Annotated in this window: 16 protein-coding genes; 7 read left to right on the forward strand and 9 right to left on the reverse strand. The window is 63.8% G+C overall.

The genetic code is table 11. From position 1 onward, the window contains the following. Positions 1-77: 77 nt before the first annotated feature. Positions 78-1,913 carry an aminopeptidase P family protein gene (locus IVA95_RS12790; RefSeq protein ID WP_247510803.1) on the reverse strand — a complete coding sequence of 612 codons (1,836 nt, stop codon included), beginning with the start codon at positions 1,911-1,913 and terminating at the stop codon, positions 78-80. A gap of 190 nt (positions 1,914-2,103) precedes the next feature. Here IVA95_RS12790 and IVA95_RS12795 point away from each other — a divergent pair, with 190 nt between their 5' ends. Beyond that, a complete protein-coding gene (locus IVA95_RS12795; protein ID WP_247510804.1) occupies positions 2,104-2,292 on the forward strand; it encodes a hypothetical protein in 189 nt (62 codons plus the stop codon). Between the two features lie 4 nt (positions 2,293-2,296). On the opposite strand, the gene IVA95_RS12800 is transcribed toward IVA95_RS12795, so the two are convergent. Further along, positions 2,297-3,187: a 50S ribosomal protein L11 methyltransferase gene (locus IVA95_RS12800; protein ID WP_247510805.1), complete on the reverse strand. Its 891-nt coding sequence runs from the start codon at positions 3,185-3,187 to the stop codon at positions 2,297-2,299. A gap of 202 nt (positions 3,188-3,389) precedes the next feature. Between IVA95_RS12800 and IVA95_RS12805 the strand changes: the two genes are divergently transcribed. Further along, the gene (locus IVA95_RS12805) at positions 3,390-3,551 is read left to right on the forward strand and encodes a Flp family type IVb pilin (RefSeq protein WP_213248923.1); all 162 of its coding nucleotides are present in this window, start codon (positions 3,390-3,392) and stop codon (positions 3,549-3,551) included. Positions 3,552-3,795: 244 nt separating this feature from the next. Here IVA95_RS12805 and IVA95_RS12810 read toward each other — a convergent pair whose 3' ends face one another. After that, complete coding sequence (locus IVA95_RS12810) at positions 3,796-5,397, reverse strand: NAD(P)/FAD-dependent oxidoreductase (RefSeq protein ID WP_247510806.1); 1,602 nt, start codon at positions 5,395-5,397, stop codon at positions 3,796-3,798. 240 nt (positions 5,398-5,637) lie between these two features. Here IVA95_RS12810 and IVA95_RS12815 point away from each other — a divergent pair, with 240 nt between their 5' ends. The 3 genes from IVA95_RS12815 to IVA95_RS12825 all read left to right on the forward strand — a co-directional run bounded on the left by IVA95_RS12815 (position 5,638) and on the right by IVA95_RS12825 (position 8,850). Beyond that, positions 5,638-7,899 carry a fused MFS/spermidine synthase gene (locus tag IVA95_RS12815; RefSeq protein WP_247510807.1) on the forward strand — a complete coding sequence of 754 codons (2,262 nt, stop codon included), beginning with the start codon at positions 5,638-5,640 and terminating at the stop codon, positions 7,897-7,899. 63 nt (positions 7,900-7,962) lie between these two features. Then, positions 7,963-8,382 carry a YeeE/YedE family protein gene (locus IVA95_RS12820; protein WP_247510808.1) on the forward strand — a complete coding sequence of 140 codons (420 nt, stop codon included), beginning with the start codon at positions 7,963-7,965 and terminating at the stop codon, positions 8,380-8,382. A gap of 9 nt (positions 8,383-8,391) precedes the next feature. Next, positions 8,392-8,850, forward strand: coding sequence for a DUF6691 family protein (locus IVA95_RS12825; protein ID WP_247510809.1), 459 nt, complete (start codon positions 8,392-8,394; stop codon positions 8,848-8,850). 29 nt (positions 8,851-8,879) lie between these two features. Here the strand turns inward: IVA95_RS12825 and IVA95_RS12830 are convergent, their stop codons facing one another. The 4 genes from IVA95_RS12830 to IVA95_RS12845 form a co-directional block, all read right to left on the reverse strand. Then, on the reverse strand, positions 8,880-9,656 hold the full coding sequence (locus IVA95_RS12830; protein WP_247510810.1) for a L,D-transpeptidase: 777 nt from the start codon (positions 9,654-9,656) through the stop codon (positions 8,880-8,882). A gap of 325 nt (positions 9,657-9,981) precedes the next feature. Beyond that, on the reverse strand, positions 9,982-10,743 hold the full coding sequence (locus IVA95_RS12835) for an ABC transporter permease (protein WP_213248911.1): 762 nt from the start codon (positions 10,741-10,743) through the stop codon (positions 9,982-9,984). Then, complete coding sequence (locus tag IVA95_RS12840; protein ID WP_247510811.1) at positions 10,740-11,672, reverse strand: ABC transporter ATP-binding protein; 933 nt, start codon at positions 11,670-11,672, stop codon at positions 10,740-10,742. Before IVA95_RS12840 ends, IVA95_RS12835 begins: the two co-directional genes overlap by 4 nt. 297 nt (positions 11,673-11,969) lie before the next feature. Continuing rightward, the gene (locus IVA95_RS12845; RefSeq protein ID WP_247510812.1) at positions 11,970-14,579 is read right to left on the reverse strand and encodes a UvrD-helicase domain-containing protein; all 2,610 of its coding nucleotides are present in this window, start codon (positions 14,577-14,579) and stop codon (positions 11,970-11,972) included. A gap of 289 nt (positions 14,580-14,868) precedes the next feature. On the opposite strand from IVA95_RS12845, the gene IVA95_RS12850 reads away from it, so the two are divergent. Further along, positions 14,869-15,042, forward strand: coding sequence for a DUF1328 domain-containing protein (locus tag IVA95_RS12850; protein WP_028350352.1), 174 nt, complete (start codon positions 14,869-14,871; stop codon positions 15,040-15,042). A 39-nt stretch (positions 15,043-15,081) separates the two neighbouring features. On the opposite strand, the gene IVA95_RS12855 is transcribed toward IVA95_RS12850, so the two are convergent. Beyond that, positions 15,082-15,906, reverse strand: a complete 825-nt coding sequence (locus IVA95_RS12855; protein WP_247510813.1) for an alpha/beta hydrolase — start codon at positions 15,904-15,906, stop codon at positions 15,082-15,084. Between the two features lie 74 nt (positions 15,907-15,980). Next, positions 15,981-16,823: a class I SAM-dependent methyltransferase gene (locus IVA95_RS12860; RefSeq protein WP_247510814.1), complete on the reverse strand. Its 843-nt coding sequence runs from the start codon at positions 16,821-16,823 to the stop codon at positions 15,981-15,983. 163 nt (positions 16,824-16,986) lie between these two features. Here IVA95_RS12860 and IVA95_RS12865 point away from each other — a divergent pair, with 163 nt between their 5' ends. Continuing rightward, positions 16,987-18,519, forward strand: coding sequence for a helix-turn-helix domain-containing protein (locus IVA95_RS12865; RefSeq protein ID WP_247510815.1), 1,533 nt, complete (start codon positions 16,987-16,989; stop codon positions 18,517-18,519). Positions 18,520-18,539: the final 20 nt, after the last annotated feature.

An 18,539-nucleotide genomic window follows, 5' to 3' on the forward strand; every position in this document is an offset into this window, starting at 1 on the left:
CGTCAGTGATGAACGGATAGGCTGCGGCGTACTGGGTCCCCCGCCTTCGCGGGGGACCACAGTTGTGCATCTGGTGCTCAAAGCGGCAACAGCGCCGCCGTCGCCTCATCCAGCCACAGCTTCGTGGGGTTGTCGTCGAGATGCGGGCGCACCGCGCGGTTGACGCGCTCGTGGTAGTCGTTGAGCCATTTCAGCTCCGTCGCGCTCAGCATGTTCACCTCGATCAGGCGGCGGTCGATCGGCGCCAGTGTCAGCGTTTCGAACGCGTTCACCGGTTTCTCGGCGCCCGCGATGTCGGTGCCGATGACGAGTTCGAGGTTCTCGATCCGGATGCCGTAGGCGTCGGTCTTGTAGTAGCCAGGCTCGTTGGAGAGGATCATGCCGCGCTTCAAGGGCGTGGTGCCGAGTTTCGAGATGCGCGCCGGGCCTTCATGCACCGAGAGATAGCTGCCGACCCCGTGGCCGGTGCCGTGCTCGAAATCGAGGCCGGCCTGCCACAAAAATTGCCGGGCAAAGGAGTCGATCTGCGCGCCGGTGGTGCCGTCCGGAAACACCGCGCGTGCAATCGCGATGTGTCCACGCAGCACGCGGGTGAATCGATCTCGCATTTCGTCGGTTGGATTGCCGATTGCAATGGTGCGGGTGACGTCGGTGGTGCCGTCTTCATATTGCGCGCCGGAATCGATCAGCAGAAGATCGCCGGGCGATATTCGCCGATTGCTCTTGCGGGTGACGCGGTAATGCACGATGGCGCCGTTCGGCCCGGTGCCGGCGATGGTCGGAAACGAGACATCCTTCAGCGCGCAAGTCTGGCGGCGAAAGGTTTCCAGCGCCTCGACGGTGTCGATCTCGGTCAGCGCGCCCGACGGCGCCTCGCGGTCGATCCAGGCGAGGAAGCGCGCCAGCGCCACCGCGTCGCGCTGGTGCGCGGTCCGCGTGCCCTCGATCTCGGTGATGTTCTTCACCGCCTTCAACAGGCCCACCGGATCGTTGCCGCGCACCGGTTTTCCGCCGGCGCCTGCGATCAGCCGGCTCAGCGCGTCCGCCGCGGTGGCGCTGTCAAGCGCGATCGCGGCGCCGCTACGCGCAAGCTCAGTCAGAGCAGGCACCAACGCGTCGGGCTCCCGTACTTCGGCGGATTGTTCGAGGTGGTCGCGCGTCAGGTTGGACAGCTTGCGATGGTCAATGAAGATGGTGGGGCGGCCGTCCTTCGGCACCAGCGCGTAGGACAAAGGCAGCGGCGTGTGCGAGACGTCGGCGCCACGGATGTTGAAGGTCCAGGCCACCGCGTGGCTGTCCGACAGCACCAGCGCGTCCACCCCCAGCTTGTTGATCTCCAGCCGGATGCGCTTGAGTTTTTCGGCTTCGATCTCGCCGGAAAACTGCACGCCGTGAATGGCGACGCGGCCGAGCGGCGGGGCCGGGCGCTCGGTCCACACCTGGTCCAGCGGATTGCTCTCGACCGCGATCAGCTCCGCGCCCGCTTTGGTGCAGGCGGCGGCCAGACGCTCGGCTGCTGCCGAAGTGTGCAGCCACGGGTCAAAACCGAGGCGGTCGCCGGCCGCAAGGTGCTTGGTCAGCCATTGCTCCGGCGGCGGATCGGCCAGCGGCTCGATTTGCCAGGCCTTGCGATCGACCTGCTTGGCGGCCTGCAGCGTATAACGGCCGTCAACGAAAACCGCAGCCTCGCGCGTCAGAACGATTGCCATGCCGGCCGAACCGGTGAAGCCGGTCAGCCAGGCCAGCCGTTCTTCGGAGGCCGGGACATATTCGTTCTGTTGCTGATCAGCGCGCGGAACCACGAATCCCGTCAGCTTCCGCCGCGCCAACTCCTCGCGGAAGCGGGCTAGCCGCGCGGTCAGTGCCACGCCGCCTTCGGGTTCTTCGAATGTCTGGAAATGAGCTTCGAACATCGCCTGGTCACTTTAGGGTCGGGTGGAGCGGTCCGCAATCCGGAGCTATCGGCCACAATTTGGCATAATCTGTGCTCCAATATGTCCGTCCGCGCTAGTCGGACGGAGCGGTTGCGGTGTAGCCGTTCAGCTCAAAAATACCGGGGGAGAGCTCCAGGAGTGTTTCAACTCAACGAAGAGGGGATACACCATGCCTGCTTTCACGTTTGAGAAGATTTCACCGCCGGAACGTCGCGGTCCCGTGCCGCCCGTCGCCAACAAGAAGCAGCGCGGCGTCATCGTCCAGATCCTCGATCGGTTCGCGGAAGCGCGCGTCAAGCGGTCGTTGAAGCGAGAGAAGGGCGTCATCGCCCGCAATCGGCACAGACCGGCCGATTAGAATTTCAGTTCACCTTGCGCAGCAACAGGCTGCTCCAGCCTTCGATACGCAGATGCCGCACGGGAACCAGCCCTCGGGCGCGATAGGCGGCGATGACGGCGGGTGCCTGATGCGTCAGGAGCCCTGAGAGAATGACCAGCGCCGACGGCGCCAGGTGCCGCGCCATCGGCCCTGCCAATTGCCGCAGCGGATTGGCCAAAATATTCGCCAGCACCAGATCGAACGGCGCGGCCTGGGCAAATTGCGGCGCCGAGAAGCCGGTGGCGCGGACCGCCCGCACCAGATGTCCCGACACGTTCAGCCGCGCATTGTCGCGGGCAACCTGCACCGAGGGTGGATCGATATCGCTGGCCAGTATCTTTTCGTGCAGCGCTTTCGCCGCCGCAATCGCCAGCACGCCGGTGCCGGTGCCGAGATCGAGCACGCGCCGCGGCCGCCAGGCTTTCAGGACATGATCGAGCAGCAGCAGGCAGCCGCGGGTGGTGCCGTGATGGCCGGTGCCGAAGGCCAGCGCCGCCTCGATCTCGACGCCGAGTTTGTTGGGCGGGATCCTGTCGCGGTGATGCTGGCCGTGGACCACGAAGCGCCCGGCGGGCACGGGAACGAGATCCTCAAGGCTGGCCTTGACCCAATCCTTGGCCTCGATCGTGTCGAAGCCGATGCCCGCGGCGATTTCGGCGCCGGCCGCATTGGCCACGAGTTCGCGGACCAGTCGCTGATCGGGCGGCTCGCCAAAATGCACCGTGACATCCCATCGGCCATCCGGCCGTTCGAACGCGGCGATTGCGGCCTGGCCTTCAAAAAAAACTTCGGTCAAGGCATCGACGACGCCCTTGGCTGTGTGCTCGTCGCCGACAGCAAAATGGACGCGATGTGTGGGGCCGAGGGAAGTCATTGAAGGACCTGGAGAAAGCGGGGAGGGTGCGAATAGCGAATGGGCGTTTCATTCAAATTTGAGCAAATTTCATGTCGTACTACTCGGAAAAGTTGCATGCCGGCCGTTAGGGTACCCTTAGATTCATCTCCGTAGGTTCCTGGATAGGAACTGCAGGGGGAACCTCGGTTCCATGAACACCAACCCAGGTCGGAACCAGCCAATGTCGATCATCAAGTCATTCCTTAAGGACGAATCGGGAGCCACGGCCATCGAGTATGGCCTGATCGCTGCAGGCATCGCGATTGCGATCATCACCGCCGTGAACGGTCTCGGCACCAAGCTCAGCACCAATTTCGTAGACATCAGCACCTCGCTGAAGTAGCCGCCCAATTCGGGGGGCATTTTCGGGACTGGGCGCGCCAAGCGCCCGGTCCCTTCTTTTTGCCGAATTTGGCGCACGCAATTTCCACCGCCTATCCACAGCCGAGCGGGGAAGTTGCCAACCGTTATCGACGGGAGCATACCGACGTCTTCCACAGCCGTTGCTGCGGGTTATCAACAAGCAATCCACAGGCTTCTCCCGCCGTTGCCCACCGGCTTTACCCACATTGTCCACTGCGTTCTGCCTATCCGAACAGGGCGCGGTGATCGCCCAGGATCACCTTCGCGGCGTTGTGGCCGGGCGCGCCGGTGACGCCGCCGCCGGGATGCGCGCCCGAGCCGCAATGGTAGAGGCCCTTCAGCGGTCCGCGATAATCGGCATGGCCCAGCATCGGCCGCGCCGAGAACAATTGGTTGAGCGTCAGTGCGCCGTGAAAGATGTCGCCGCCGAGCAGGCCGAACTGCCGCTCGAGATCGAGCGGCGACAGCACCTGGCGGCCGATCACGCTGCCCGCAAAGCCCGGCGCGAACTTATCCACTGTCGCGATCATAAGGTCGGCGACTTCCTCGCGGTGATCGTCCCATGACTTCCCATCCGGCAATTCCGGCGCGACGTGCTGGCAGAACAGGCTCGCGACGTGCCGGCCCTCCGGTGCGAGGGAATCGTCGAGCGTCGAGGGAATCAGCATTTCCACCACCGGCTCACGGCTCCAGCCGTGCTCTCGCGCGTCCTGCCAGGCGCGGTCCATGTAACCGAGGCTCGGCGCAAGGATGATGCCGGCGGTGAGATGATCTCCGCCGCCGGCCAATGCGGAGAAGGAAGGTAGCGCGTTCAGCGCGACATTCATCCGGAAAGTGCCGGAGGCGTTGCGCCAGCGTCCGATGCGTTCGCGGAATTCCGGCGTAAGCGCGCCCGACGGCACGAGCCGCGTATACAGCAATTTCGGATTGACGCCGGAGACGACATATTTCGCGCGGATGGTCTCGCCATTGTCGAGGATGACGCCTGCGGCGCGCCCGCCCTCGACGATCACCTCGCGCACGCCGGCGTCCGTTTCGATCTCGGCGCCATGCCCGCGCGCCGCGCGCGCCATGGCTTGCGTGATCGCGCCCATGCCGCCGATCGCGTGACCCCATACGCCCTTCTTGCCGTTCACCTCGCCGAATGCGTGGTGCAGCATCACATAGGCGGAGCCGGCGGCGTAGGGGCTGGCGTAATTGCCGACGATGGCGTCAAAACCGAACAGCGCCTTCACCAGGTCGCTCTCGAAACGCTCGTCCAGCATCTCGCCGGCCGAGCGCGTGAACAGGTCGAGCAGACTGCGCTGCTGCTCGAGCGAAAGTTTGCGCAGGATGCCGGCCGTGCCGACTGCGTTGAAGGCCTCGCGGATCGCGCCGATCCCAAAACCCTCGACGAGATTCGGCGGCGCGCGCAGCACGAATTGCCGGAGCACGTCTGCGATGGCTTCCAGTTCGCGCGAGAAGGCGTCGATAGTGACGGCATCGCGCTCGCTGAGCTTTGCCACCGATTGCCGGGTGCGGCCTTCGCCGGTCAGGAGATAGCTGCCGTCGGGGGCGGGCAGAAAATTCTGGGCGCGGCGCTCGACGACGCGCAGGCCGTGTTCGGCGAGCTTCAGGTCGGCGATGATCTGCGGATTGAGCAGGCTGACGGTATAGGCGGCCACCGAATTGCGGAAACCAGGATGGAATTCCTCGGTCACCGCGGCGCCACCGACCGCCTTGCGGCGCTCGACCACTTTCACGCGCAAGCCGGCCATCGCGAGATAGGCCGCGCAAGTGAGGCCGTTATGCCCCGCACCGATGATGACGATTTCGGTTTCGTTCATGTCCGCTTCAAGAAGGTTTGATTATGTGGGCTCGTCATTCCGGACTGTAAGGACAAGACCCGGAATCTCGAGGTTCCCAGGTGCGCCAGGGCGCCCCATAGTTCGATGCTTCGCATCACCCCGGAACGACATCTTATCCCGCATTGCCCGTCATGTTGCCATATGCTCCTATCTGCGCTTCCGGCACAACCTGCCGGATTGCTCGCCGCCGGCTCCCGCCGGGTTCAAGCCGGAGCTTTCATGATTTCTGAGCCGTCTGCCTCGCGAAACCGGCTGGTGCTGGTCGTCTATACCGCTGCGATCTTCGTCAGTGCGCTGTTGCTGTTTTCAGTGCAACCCCTGTTCACCAAGATGGTGCTGCCGCGGCTCGGCGGCTCGCCGGCGGTTTGGTCGGTGGCGATGGTGTTCTTCCAATCGCTGCTGCTCGGCGGCTATGCCTATGCGCATTTTCTGATGCAGGCGCGCAGTCGCACGATGCCCGTGACGATTCATCTCGTGCTGCTCGCAGTTGCAATGCTGACGCTGCCGCTGTCGATCGCAAGCGGGTGGGGCGATCCGCCGAATTCAGGCTATGCGCTCTGGTTGCTCGGCCTGTTTGCGGTGTCGATCGGGCTGCCGTTCTTCGCGCTCGCGGCCAACAACCCGCTGCTGCAGGCCTGGTTCGTCCGCACCGGCCACCCCAACGGTCCCGATCCGTACTTCCTCTACGCTTCCTCGAACGTCGGCAGTTTCCTGGCGCTGTTGTCCTATCCGGTGCTGCTGGAGCCGATGTTCACGCTGCGCATGCAGAACCTGATCTGGACCGGCGGCTATGGCCTCTTGATCGCGCTGATCGCGACCTGCGGCGTGTTGTTGCTGCGCTCGCCAGCCGGTGCGGCTGAACTGAACATGCCCGCCGACGATACCGACGCGCTCGCGCCGTCGTGGATGCTGCGCGCGCGCTGGATATTCCTCGCGGCCGTGCCGTCGGGGCTGCTGATCGCAGTCACTGCCCATATTTCCACCGACGTCGCCGCAGCGCCCTTGCTGTGGGTGCTGCCGTTGTCGCTCTATCTCCTGACCTGGGTGCTCGTATTCCAGTCGCGCCCGCTGCTGCCGCACAAATGGATGTTGCTGGCCCAGCCGCTGGCGATCGCCGGCGTCGTGGTGCTGCTCGCGTTCGGCGGCGAGCAGAATCTGCTCCTGACGCTCGGCGGACACCAGTTCTGCTTCTTCGTGATTGCGATGGCTTGCCACGGCGAACTGGCGCGTACGCGCCCGGCGGCGAAATATCTCACCGGCTTCTATGTTGCGCTGTCGTTCGGCGGCATGGTCGGCGGCCTCTTTGCCGGCCTGATCGCGCCGTTCACCTTCTCATGGGTTGCGGAGTACCCGATCCTGCTGGCGCTCGCGGCGCTATGCAGGCCGACCGGCGGCGAACGCCTGCCGCGCTGGAGCGCATGGTACTGGCCGTTCCTTGCGGTGCTGGCGGTGGCGTTGATAGCGCCGGCCTGGTCCACCGGAAAAGTGTTCAACTGGTTCGAAGATCATCGCGTCTGGGTGATCGGCGCAGTAGGGGTGCTGGCGGCGCTGCTGGCGCTGGCGCTCAACGCCAGCCGCTGGAAGATCTTTGCGACCATCGTGGTGGCGCTGGTATTGCTGCGCGCCTATCCTTCCGACGACGGCCGGGTGGAGACCGTGCGCAGCTTCTTCGGCGTCCACAAGATCGTGGTGACGCCGAACGGCCAGTATCACGTGCTGATGCACGGCACCACGATACATGGCGCCGAGAAATTCAAGAACGACGACGGCACGCCCGTCACCGGCCAGCCGGAGCCGATCACCTACTATCACAAAGACGGCGGCATCGGTCAGGCGATCACCGCGATCCGGGAACGCAAGGGCGCGCCACTGCGCGTGGCCGTGATCGGGCTCGGCTCCGGCACGCTGGCCTGTGCCTCGGAGCCCGGCGAGGACTGGAAATTCTTCGAGATCGACCAGACCATGGTCGATACCGCGCGCGACCCGAAATATTTTACCTATATTCAGGTCTGCGAACCGAACATGCAGCCGGTGATCGGTGATGCGCGGCTCACCTTCGCGCGCGAGCCCGACGGCGTCTATGACCTGATCATCGTCGACGCCTATTCGTCGGATGCGATCCCGGTTCATCTGGCGACCGAAGAGGCGATGGAAATCTATAAGTCCAAGCTGGCGCCGCAGGGCGCCGTGGTGATGCACGTCTCCAACCGCCATCTGGAGCTGTCGAGCGTAGTCGTCGGCATCGCCGACGCCAACGACCTGAAGAGTTGGGTCTACAGCGAGGATTCCAGCCGCGACAACGAATACATCTTCTCGACCACGGTCGTGGTTTCGGCGCGCGAAGAGACCGACGTCGGCAAGCTGGCGTCGTCGGAGCAATGGGCACTGACGGAAGCCGAAGACGACCAGCGGGTCTGGACCGACGATTACTCCAACGTGCTGGGCGCGGTATGGCGGCGGCTCAGAAAGGGCGAGGAATAGGCGGGTTGCAGCCGGGCAGGGTGCGCCTATGATCATGGTCTGCCCTGGATCGATGGAGCGACGATGGCCAACTTCACTCCTGTATCGGCGGCGATCGGCGGCGTGCTGATCGGGCTCTCTGCCGTGCTGTTGATGCTCTCGACCGGCCGGATCGCCGGCATCAGCGGCATCTTCAGCGGCCTGTTGAATTTGCGCAGCGAGGACAAGGGCTGGCGCATCGCTTTCATCGCCGGGCTCATTCTGGCGCCGATCCTCGCCGGCCTGATCGGTTACGGAATGGCGCAGCCCAAGCTGCCATCGAGTTGGGCCGTCATTATCGCAGCAGGACTTCTGGTCGGCTTCGGCACCCGGCTCGGCGGCGGCTGCACCTCCGGTCACGGCATTTGCGGCATAGGACGGCTATCGCCGCGCTCGATCGCCGCCACGATCGTCTTCATGGTTACGGCGGTTATCACCGTCGCGATCACCCGTCACATACTGTGAGGTCAGGCCATGTGGATCATTGCTCCCTTGCTATGCGGCCTGATGTTCGGCGCGGGCCTCCTGATATCAGGCATGGTGCAGCCGACCAAAGTCCTTGGCTTCCTCGATATCTTCGGCGGGTGGGATCCGAGTCTCGCGGTGGTGATGGCCGCCGCGCTGGCTGTTTCGATACCCGGCTTCAGACTGGCCGACCGCGGTGCGCGGCCTTGGTTTGCCGCGGAATATTTTCGGCCGGGCAAATCGGGAATTGACCTGCCGCTGGTCGCAGGCGCCGGGCTGTTTGGAATCGGCTGGAGCCTCATCGGGTTATGCCCGGGACCGGCGCTGGAAAATCTGGCGACGCTGTCGCCCGGGATCGTCGTCTTCGTCGCCGCGATGGCGGCAGGGATGATTGCTCACGACGCTTGGCAACAGTCGCGGCTGACCGCGCAACGCGACCGGCAGCTTGCGAGCGCGACGGACGGTTGAGACGGCCTCCGCCGGAGTCAGCTCACGGCCTACTGATAACTGAACAGCCCGCGCTGCTGATAATAAGGCCGCGGCTGATAGTAGCCTTGGGGCGCCGGCGCATAGCCGCGGTTGTCGTAATATTGCTGTTGCTGCTGATAGGCTTGGGTGTCGTAGACGCGGCGGCCGGGCGCGGGATAACGCGCTTCGTTGGAAGATCCGTCGGCCGGATAGATATAGCCGTCGTCGGCCCGCGCCACGGGCGCCGCGCGCTGCTGCGGCGGCGTGATCACGACGGGATCGCCGGCGGCGTCGTATTGCTGCTCATATTGCGGCAGCGGCGCGCGGCGCGCGACGGCCGTGTTGGAGCGCTGCCGCGGATTGCGCGCCAGCGCGACCTGGGAGGAGCCGGTCAACGTCACCGTCGTGTTGAGCACGCCTTCCTGCTTCACCAGATCCCACAGCTTCGCGGCATTCTCGCGCGACAGCCGTACGCAGCCATGCGAGGCCGGGCTGCCGAGACGGCTCACGGAATCGGTGCCGTGGATGGCATGGCCGATCTTGGTGAAAAAGATCGAATGTGGCATCGGCGCGTCGTCGAATTCCTTGGAATAATGGTCCTCTTCCATCCGGAAGGCGCGGAAGCTGCCGTTCGGCGTCTCGTAGGAGGGAAGACCCGACGACACCGGCCAGCGGTAACGTTCGACGCCGTCGACGGCGACGGTCATCTGCTGGTTGTCCTTATCGATGGTTATGGCGACCTTGGCTTGGGCGGTGCCCGAGGCGAGCAGCGTCAGGGCGGTGACGGCAATGAGGAAGGAACGCATTTTACCTTTGGCCTCCAGGCCCCTGTATGAAGCGCCGGCTCTCCGTCCCCGGCATCCAATATGCCCGGAAACCGGCACTGGTTCCAGTGGCCTGCGTCCGCAATCGTTAACGCGTCCCACGGCGCAAACAAGGCGGCAGGACGGCGCAATCGGCGGCAAAGTGCTGACATTTTCGCGAGTGGAGAAGGAGCCGTAGCCCGGATGGAGCGAAGCGAAATCCGGGAACGCTGTGAATGATCGAACAGAGTGTCCCGGATTGCGCGGAGCCTGTCATCGGGCGCGCATTCGCGCGACCCGTTGGCTCCATCCGGGCTACAGATTCCTGTCAATTCTTCAGCCGGTACCCGGTCCTGAATATCCACCACACCAGCACCATGCAGATGGCGAGGAAGCCGAGCGTCATGCCGAGGCTCAATCCCACGCTGACGTCGGCGATCTCGTAAAAGCTCCAGCGGAAGCCCGAGATCAGGTATACGACCGGATTGAGCAGTGTGATGGTGCGCCAGCCCGACGGCAGCATGTTGACCGAGTAGAAGCTGCCGCCGAGGAAGGTCAGCGGCGTCACGATCAGCATCGGGATCATTTGCAGCTTCTCGAACCCGTCGGCCCAGATGCCGATGATGAAGCCGAACAGGCTGAACGTCACCGCCGTCAGTACCAGGAAGGTCAGCATCCACCAGGGGTGATGGATGTGCAGCGGCACGAACAGCGCAGCGGTCGCCATGATGATCAGGCCAAGGATGATGGATTTGGTCGCGGCCGCGCCGACATAGCCGATCACGATCTCGATATAGGAGACCGGCGCCGACAATATCTCGTAGATGGTGCCGACGAATTTCGGAAAATAAATTCCGAACGAGGCGTTGGCGATGCTCTGGGTCAGCACCGACAGCATGACGAGGCCCGGCACGATGAAAGTGCCGTAGCTGACGCCCTCGACCTCGGTGATGCGCGAGCCGATCGCGGCGCCGAACACCACGAAATAAAGCGAGGTGGAAACCACCGGCGAAACGATGCTCTGCAGCAGCGTGCGCCAGGTGCGGGCCATTTCGAACAGATAGATGGCGCGGATCGCTCGGTAATTCATGGCGCCCTCACCAGGCTGACGAAGATGTCTTCCAGCGAAGACTGGGTGGTATCGAGGTCGGAGATGTGGATGCCGGCATTGCGGAGGTCGCTCAGCAGGCTGGTGATCCCGGTGCGCTCGCCCTTGGTATCGTAATCATAGGTCAGCAGCCGGCCATCCTCGGACAGGTGAAGTTTGTAAGGTGCGAGGGCGGGCGGAATGGCGTCGATCTTCTGCTGCAGATGCAGCGTCAATTGCTTCTTGCCGAGCTTCTGCATCAGCCCGGCCTTGTCCTCGACCAGGATGATCTCGCCCTTGTTGATGACGCCGATGCGGTCGGCCATCTCCTCGGCTTCCTGGATGTAATGCGTGGTCAGGATGATGGTGACGCCGGAAGCTTGCAGGCCGCGCACCACGTCCCACATCCCCTTGCGCAATTCGACATCGACGCCCGCGGTTGGCTCGTCCAGGAACAGAATCTGCGGCTCGTGCGACAGCGCTTTTGCGATCATCACGCGGCGCTTCATACCGCCGGATAGCGTGATGATCTTGGAATCCTTCTTGTCCCACAGCGACAGGTCCTTCAGCACCTTTTCGATGTGTGCCGGGTTCTTCGGCTTGCCGAACAGGCCGCGGCTGAAACTGACGGTCGCCCATACGGTTTCGAAGGAGTCGGTGTGCAGTTCCTGCGGCACCAGTCCGATCAGCGAACGCGCCGCACGATAATCCTTGTTGATGTCGTGCCCGCCGACGGTGACGCTGCCCTCGCTTATGTTGGCGATGCCGCAGATGATACTGATCAGCGTGGTCTTGCCCGCGCCGTTCGGCCCGAGCAGCGCGAAAATCTCGCCACGTTTGATATCCAGATTGATGTTGTTCAGCGCCTTGAAGCCGGAGCCGTAGGTCTTTGAGAGATTGGAGACGGATATGATGGGAGGTTGCGCGAGCATGGCAGTCTGAAACGGAATGTAGCCAGCGTCGAAGCGGCGCTGTGGCCGGGTCGAGGCGGGGAGGGGTGGGAACCGGGAGATAGGAACGCGGGCGACGTTCCGCAATGGTGGAATTTACTTTGCTCTAAGCAAGCCTTCGCAGAGCATCTGTTCTCTGTCAGCCTCGAAACGCCGACGGTCTCCAAACTGCATATTCTTATGATACGGGCAACAGCCATTAGCCTTGTGCGGCTTGCACAACAGACAGCCGGCTCGGGCGGACTTTGGGCGTTTGCGCTTGTGGTTCATGAATTGAGTTTACACCCGCTCCACGAAACTATCGACCACCTTCTTCTCGCCCGCTTTTTCGAATGCGATCGTCAGCTTGTTGCCGTCGATCTTCACCACGTTGCCGTAGCCGAATTTCTGGTGAAACACGCGATCGTCGAGCGAGAATTCCGAAACGGTGCCGGTGGACTTCGCGACCAACTCGCCTTCGATCACCATCGGGCCGCGCTTATTGCGCGAGAAGCCGCTGGACGAAAATGATGACTGGCTTTCCTCGAAACCGCCGCGGGCCTGACCGCTGCGGCCGCCTTGGCTGCGGTTGCGATTGGCCTGCGCGCGCTGCCAGCCCGGCGTCGTATAACTGGAGCCGAAGGATTCGACATTGTCGAAACGCGACGGGCCGTAGCCGCCGGCGCCGCCCCAGCCGGAGCCACCCTTGGACTCGGTGATTTCGACATTGGCCGACGGCAGTTCGTCGAGGAAGCGCGACGGGATCGTGGTCGACCAGGTGCCGTGAATGCGGCGATTGGTGGCGAAATAGAGTTTTGCGCGGCGGCGGGCGCGGGTCAGGCCGACATGGGCGAGGCGGCGTTCTTCCTCCAGGCCGGCGCGACCCTGTTCGTCGAGCGTGCGCTGGCTCGGAAACAGGCCTTCCTCCCAGCCGGGCAGGAACACGTTGTCGAATTCGAGCCCCTTGGCCGAGTGCAGCGTCATCAGCGATACCGCTTCATCCTCGGCGCCGCCGTCGCGGTCCATCACCAGCGAGATATGTTCGAGGAATCCTTGCAGGTTCTCGAACTCCTCCATCGAGCGCACGAGTTCCTTCAGGTTGTCGAGCCGGCCCGCGGCGTCGGCGGAGCGGTCCTTTTGCCACATCTCGGTATAGCCGCTCTCGTCCAGGACGATTTCGGCAAGTTCGGTATGTGCGGTGACCTCGCGCTGGGCCCGCCAGCGGTCGAATTGCAGGATGAGGTCGCGCAACGCACCGCGCGCCTTCGGCTTTAGTTCATCGGTCTCGACCACGGCACGCGCTGCTTCGAACAGCGGCATGCGCCGCTTGCGGGCATGATCATGCAGCATCTGCACGGTGGCGTCGCCAAGCCCGCGCTTCGGGACATTGACGATGCGCTCGAAGGCCAGATCGTCGGCGGGTGAATTGATCACGCGCAGATACGCCAGCGCGTCGCGGATTTCGGCGCGCTCGTAGAACCGCGGACCGCCGATCACGCGATAGGGCAGGCCGAGGGTCACAAAACGATCTTCGAACTCGCGCATCTGGAACGAGGCCCGCACCAGGATCGCGACTTCGTTGAGATTCTCGCCGGCGCGCTGCAGCTCCTCGATCTCCTCGCCGATGGCGCGGGCTTCCTCTTCCGAATCCCAGGAGCCTGTCACGGTGACCTTCTCGCCGTCAACGTCCTCGGTGCGCAGCGTCTTGCCGAGCCGGCCTTCATTGTGCGCGATCAGATGCGAGGCGGCGGCGAGGATGTGGCCGGTGGAGCGGTAATTGCGTTCAAGGCGGATGACTTTTGCGCCGGGAAAATCGTGCTCGAAGCGCAGGATGTTGTCGACCTCCGCGCCGCGCCAGCCATAGATCGACTGGTCGTCGTCGCCGACGCAGCAGATGTTTTTCGGGGGAAAGGAGGGGGCGATCTTCTCCCTCTCCCCGTCCTTTACGGGGAGAGGGTCGGGGTGAGGGGCTGTCTCCGCGAGTTCAGTGCGTGGAGAGTCCCCCTCACCCGGCGCGCTCTGCGCGCCGACCTCTCCCCGCAGGGGCGAGGTTAGAGCCCCCGGAATGATCGACGACGGCGGCACGCCCGGCCGCGACGGCGCCTGCGACAGCAGCCGCAGCCACAGATACTGCGCGACGTTGGTGTCCTGATATTCGTCCACCAGAATGAACTTGAAGCGGTTCTGATATTGCCTGAGCACATCGGGGTTTTCGCGAAACAGCCGGATGTTCTCGAGAAGCAGATCGCCGAAATCGGCAGCGTTGAGGATTTTCAGCCGCTCCTGATAGCTGGCGTAGAGCTTGCCGCCCTTGCCGTTACCGAACATCGCGGCTTCGCCCGACGGCACCTGCGAAGGCGCCAGGCCGCGGTTCTTCCAGCCGTCGATCAGCCCGGCCAGCATGCGCGCGGGCCAGCGCTTGTCGTCGATGTTCTCGGCCTGCAGAAGCTGCTTGAGCAGGCGGACCTGATCGTCGACATCGAGCACGGTGAAATTGGATTTGAGCTGTACCAGCTCGGCATGGATGCGCAGGATGCGTCCGCCGATCGAGTGGAAGGTGCCAAGCCACGGCATACCTTCGACGGCCTGGCCGAGCATCTGGCCGAGCCGCAGCTTCATCTCGCGCGCGGCCTTGTTGGTGAAGGTCACCGAGAGAATTTCATGCGGCCGCGCGCGGCCTTGGCTCAGGATGTGGGCGATGCGCGTGGTCAGCACGCGCGTCTTGCCGGTGCCGGCGCCCGCCAGCACCAGAACCGGCCCGTCCAGCGTCTCGACCGCCTCGCGCTGTTCCGGATTGAGCCCGTTCAGATATTGCGGACCGGCCGCGGCCCGCGCACGCGCGGCGATCCCGCCAGCCGCTGGCTGGTGCTCGGGGACGCCGTGATGGGGCAGTTTACTCGGCTCGGTCATTTCTCGAATCGTCTCGGCCCCACGATGGCACCGCGAGGCGATAAAGGGGAGCCTTCATAGCAGGGATTAAGGGCCATATAGGGCCTGTTCGGCCGTTTTGACAGGTTTATCCCGGCGCAATTGACAGCCCTGATTTTGCTCCTTTGCGGCGATTTTGTTCCGCCGAAATCGGCAAATTTCGCGATTCCGTCGGCCGGAACCAACATTACCGACCCGGATTGGTCCCGCAGGCGGTGTGCGGCGCCTCAGTCGCCGTCATCGAAGGAGCAACAGCAATAGAGGTCGTGACATGCTGAGTTGGGTCGTTACGTTTCTGATCATCGCGCTGATTGCGGGTGTTCTTGGCTTCGGCGGTATCGCCGGCGCTTCCGTCGAAATCGCCAAGGCGATCTTCTTTATTGCCGTAATCCTGTTCCTGATCTCGGCCGTGGTCGGATTGGTGCGTGGACGAAGCAACGTCTAGCGGGCGGTCGCAAAGCCAAAGTTTGCTGCCGCGCGCAAGCTAGCGCGCGGCAGCCGCTGCAAGGCTGGACTGCCCGATGTGACGGGTCACCAGGTCCGCAAATGGCTGCGGATGGGTCGCGATCATGAAATGAGCCGCTCCGGCGATCGTCGCGCGGACGGCATCCGGGATGCAACGGCCCAGCATATCGTTCGCCCGACTGACGGCCGGATGACTTTCTTCTCCCCAAAGCACAAGCGTGGGCACTGCAACGGCCGCCAGCAACGTTGGCGTAAGGCGGAAGCCATAAGCTGATTCCCAGTCCAGCAAATTCGCCGGCGTCGTTTCGATCGCGTAGTCGCGCACGCGCCGCGGCCATGCAGCGAACGTGCCCGCACCGCCATAGAAATCGATCATTCGCGCGATCGCGTTGGTTTCGCCGCGCTTGAAGGCATCGGAATAAGTGGCGGACATACTTCGGAAAGCTTCGTAGTGGATCATCTCTCCGGCTTCCCGCAGGATTTCCATGGCAGGAGCTTCGGCAATGGTCAGGCTGAGCAGGGGAACGCGCCGCCGCAGAGCGACCGCAAGCGCGGCCAATCCGCCAAAGGAATGACCAACGAGATGCACTGGGCCGTCTGCGCGGTGGATCACCGCCTCGATGATTTCACTCTCACGCGCGATGTCTGCGTTGCCCGAAGTGCGACGCTCGGCCGTGCCGCCATAGCCCAACAGGCTGGTTGTCACGCAACGGAACCGGTTCGGCCAATGCGCCATGACCGGCCGCCACGCAGCGCCGGTGCTGCACGATCCCGGCACAAGCACCACCGTCGGGCCCGTTCCGGTCTCGTGGTAATCGATGGAGCCGCGGGTCTCAAAAATCATCTCGGCCAAACTCCTGGTGAACGCGACGAACGGGGGGCGGCCTGCTCAGGCCGCCCCCCGCACGACGGATGGCGTCAGCGTTTGACGATGACGATTTCCAGGTACTCGCTTGGCAGCACCATGGTGCCGTCCTCGGCGCGGTTCATCGACGCGATCAGCGTCAGGATGTCGTCGGCGAGGCGGCGCTGGTTGGTTTCGTCAAGCGCGGCAAAGGCTTTCAGCGTCGGGCCGTAGTAATTCCTGAATACGTCGAGGAAGTGCATCGGCGAGCGGTAGCGGAACGTGAAGTGGCGCTTCTCGGCCTTGATCGATGCGGCCGACGTTCCGAACATTTCCGTGATGCGCGCCTGCGTGCCCCACAGCGCCGGCGATTTCGCGCCCGCCGGCGGCGGCAGGTATTTGCCGAGCGTCTTGAACAACTGCCCGATAAAACCTTCCGGCGTCCAGTTGGCGAGACCGATCTTGCCGCCGCTCTTGCATACCCGGAGCAATTCGGAAGCGGCGCGGTCCTGGTCCGGCGTGAACATCACGCCAAAGGTCGAAAGCACGACGTCGAAGCTCGCGTCGCCGAAGTCGAGCGCTTCTGCATCCGCTTCCTTGAATTGAACCGCCAGACCTTCGGCCGCGGCACGGGCGCGGCCGCGCTCAAGCAGGCTCGGCACGTAATCGGTGGAAGTCACCTCGCACCAGCGGCGCGCCGCGGCGAGCGTGGCATTGCCGTTCCCGGCCGCGACATCGAGCACCTTCTGGCCGGCCCTGAGGTCGAGGGCCTCGCACAGCTCTTCGCCGACGATCTGGAGCGTGGTGCCGACCACGGCGTAATCGCCGGACGACCAGGCACCGTGTTGCTTGGTTTTCAGGGCGGAAAGGTCGATCTGGCCGGGTTGCACGGTTTGAGCTGCGGCGGGTGTAGCCATGTAGGTTCCTCCTTTGAGGCTGCTGGATTTGACGGCCTTGGCGTAGCCCGGGGCTTAGGCCTGACACCGCCGCTCCGCCTATCCAGTTCGCGACACGGCTATCCGGATCGTGAACCTTTCCGCCGGCCGCTAGACTCATAGCTAGGGGCCTTCGGAGTTGCGCATGATTGCCGGCCAGGACGTTTCGTCGGCGACATCGCCGTTGCCGCGCGGCGTCAGGCGCGCGATGGACGCGATGCGTGCCAATGTCGGCCACAATTGGCGGCTGACAGAGCTCGCTGCCATCGCCGGCGTTTCCGGCAGGACTTTGCAGCGGCAATTCCTCGCCTTCGTCGGCAAGACACCGCGCGCCGTGCTTCGCGAAATCGGATTTGAGTGCGCGCGGCGCGAACTGCTGCAAGGTGCGGACGCCAAGATCATGGACGTCGCGCTGCGTTGCGGCTTTCCTCATTGCGGGCGGTTCTCGATCGAATATCGGCGCCGCTACGGCGAGACGCCCTCGCAGACGCTGAAGCGGCAGGCGGTATTTACCGCCTCGCTCGCCGCGATGCCTTCTCTTTTCGTGCCGGCGCGCGACCGGCCGGCGGTCGCCTTTGGGCCGATCGAAGCGAGTGCGGAAAATCTGGAGGTCGCGGCCGATATCGCCGACGACCTCGTCTCCGCACTGACCCGCGCCGGGACTTCGGTCGCAACGCGACCGGGAGCGGTGCGCTATCTTCTGACGGGGGCAATTCGGGGATCGGGTGCGGAGGCGCGCCTGACCTTCCGGCTGATCGACACCGAAACCGGCTCCCAGCTCTGGGCACATCGTGCCGACGGTATCCTGCACGATGAAACCACGACCGGAGAACATCTTGCGGTGAGGATTGCTGCGGCGCTGCAGCCCTGTCTGCGCATGGCGGAGATCGATCGCGCGTTGCGAAAACCGGCGACCTGCCTCAACGCGCACGATCTTGCGCTACGCGCGATGCCGGGCGTTCTCTCCCTCGATGCCGATGGCAATGCCCGCGCGCTGGAACTGCTCGAGCGTGCGATGGATGAGGATCCGAACCATCCGCTCGCCACCGCACTGGCCGCCTGGGCCCATGTCCAGCGCGTGGTTTATCACTTCACGCACGAGCCTCTGGAAGAGCGCGCCCGAAGCCTCGAACTGGCGCACAAAGCGAGAGCGCTGTGCGGCGACGCCACCGTGCTCGCCGTGCTCGGCAATGCGCTAACGCTGCTCAAGGAGTTCGATACTGCGGATCTCGTCATTCGCAAGGCACTCGCCATCGACGGCGGCTCGGCCTGGGCGTGGAGCCGCTCAGGATGGCTCGACGTCTACAAGGGCAATCCGCAATCGGCAATCGAACGATTCAAGATCGCGCTCGACCTCGCGCCCCACGATCCGCTGGCGTTCAACAGCATGGTCGGAATCGGCTGCGCGCATTTCAATGCCGGTCACTATGCCGAGGCAGCGAATTGGCAGGAGCGCGCGCTGATCGAACATCCCTCGGCAAGCTGGGTGCACCGAACCATGTGCCCAGCCTATGTGCTCGCCGGACAAGGGCCGCAGGCCCGACGCAGCCTCAGCGCATTGCGGCAGCATTATCCTGATCTCACGGTGTCGGAAGTGCAGGGCGGCATGCCGCCGCTGCCGCCAAGTCAGTGCGATCTGGTTGTTGGCGCGCTGCAAGAGGCGGGGCTGCCGGCCTGAACGCGGCGCTATTTCGAAGG

It is taken from the genome of Bradyrhizobium sp. 157 (genome assembly GCF_023073815.1).
In the GTDB taxonomy this organism is placed as follows: Bacteria; Pseudomonadota; Alphaproteobacteria; order Rhizobiales; family Xanthobacteraceae; genus Bradyrhizobium.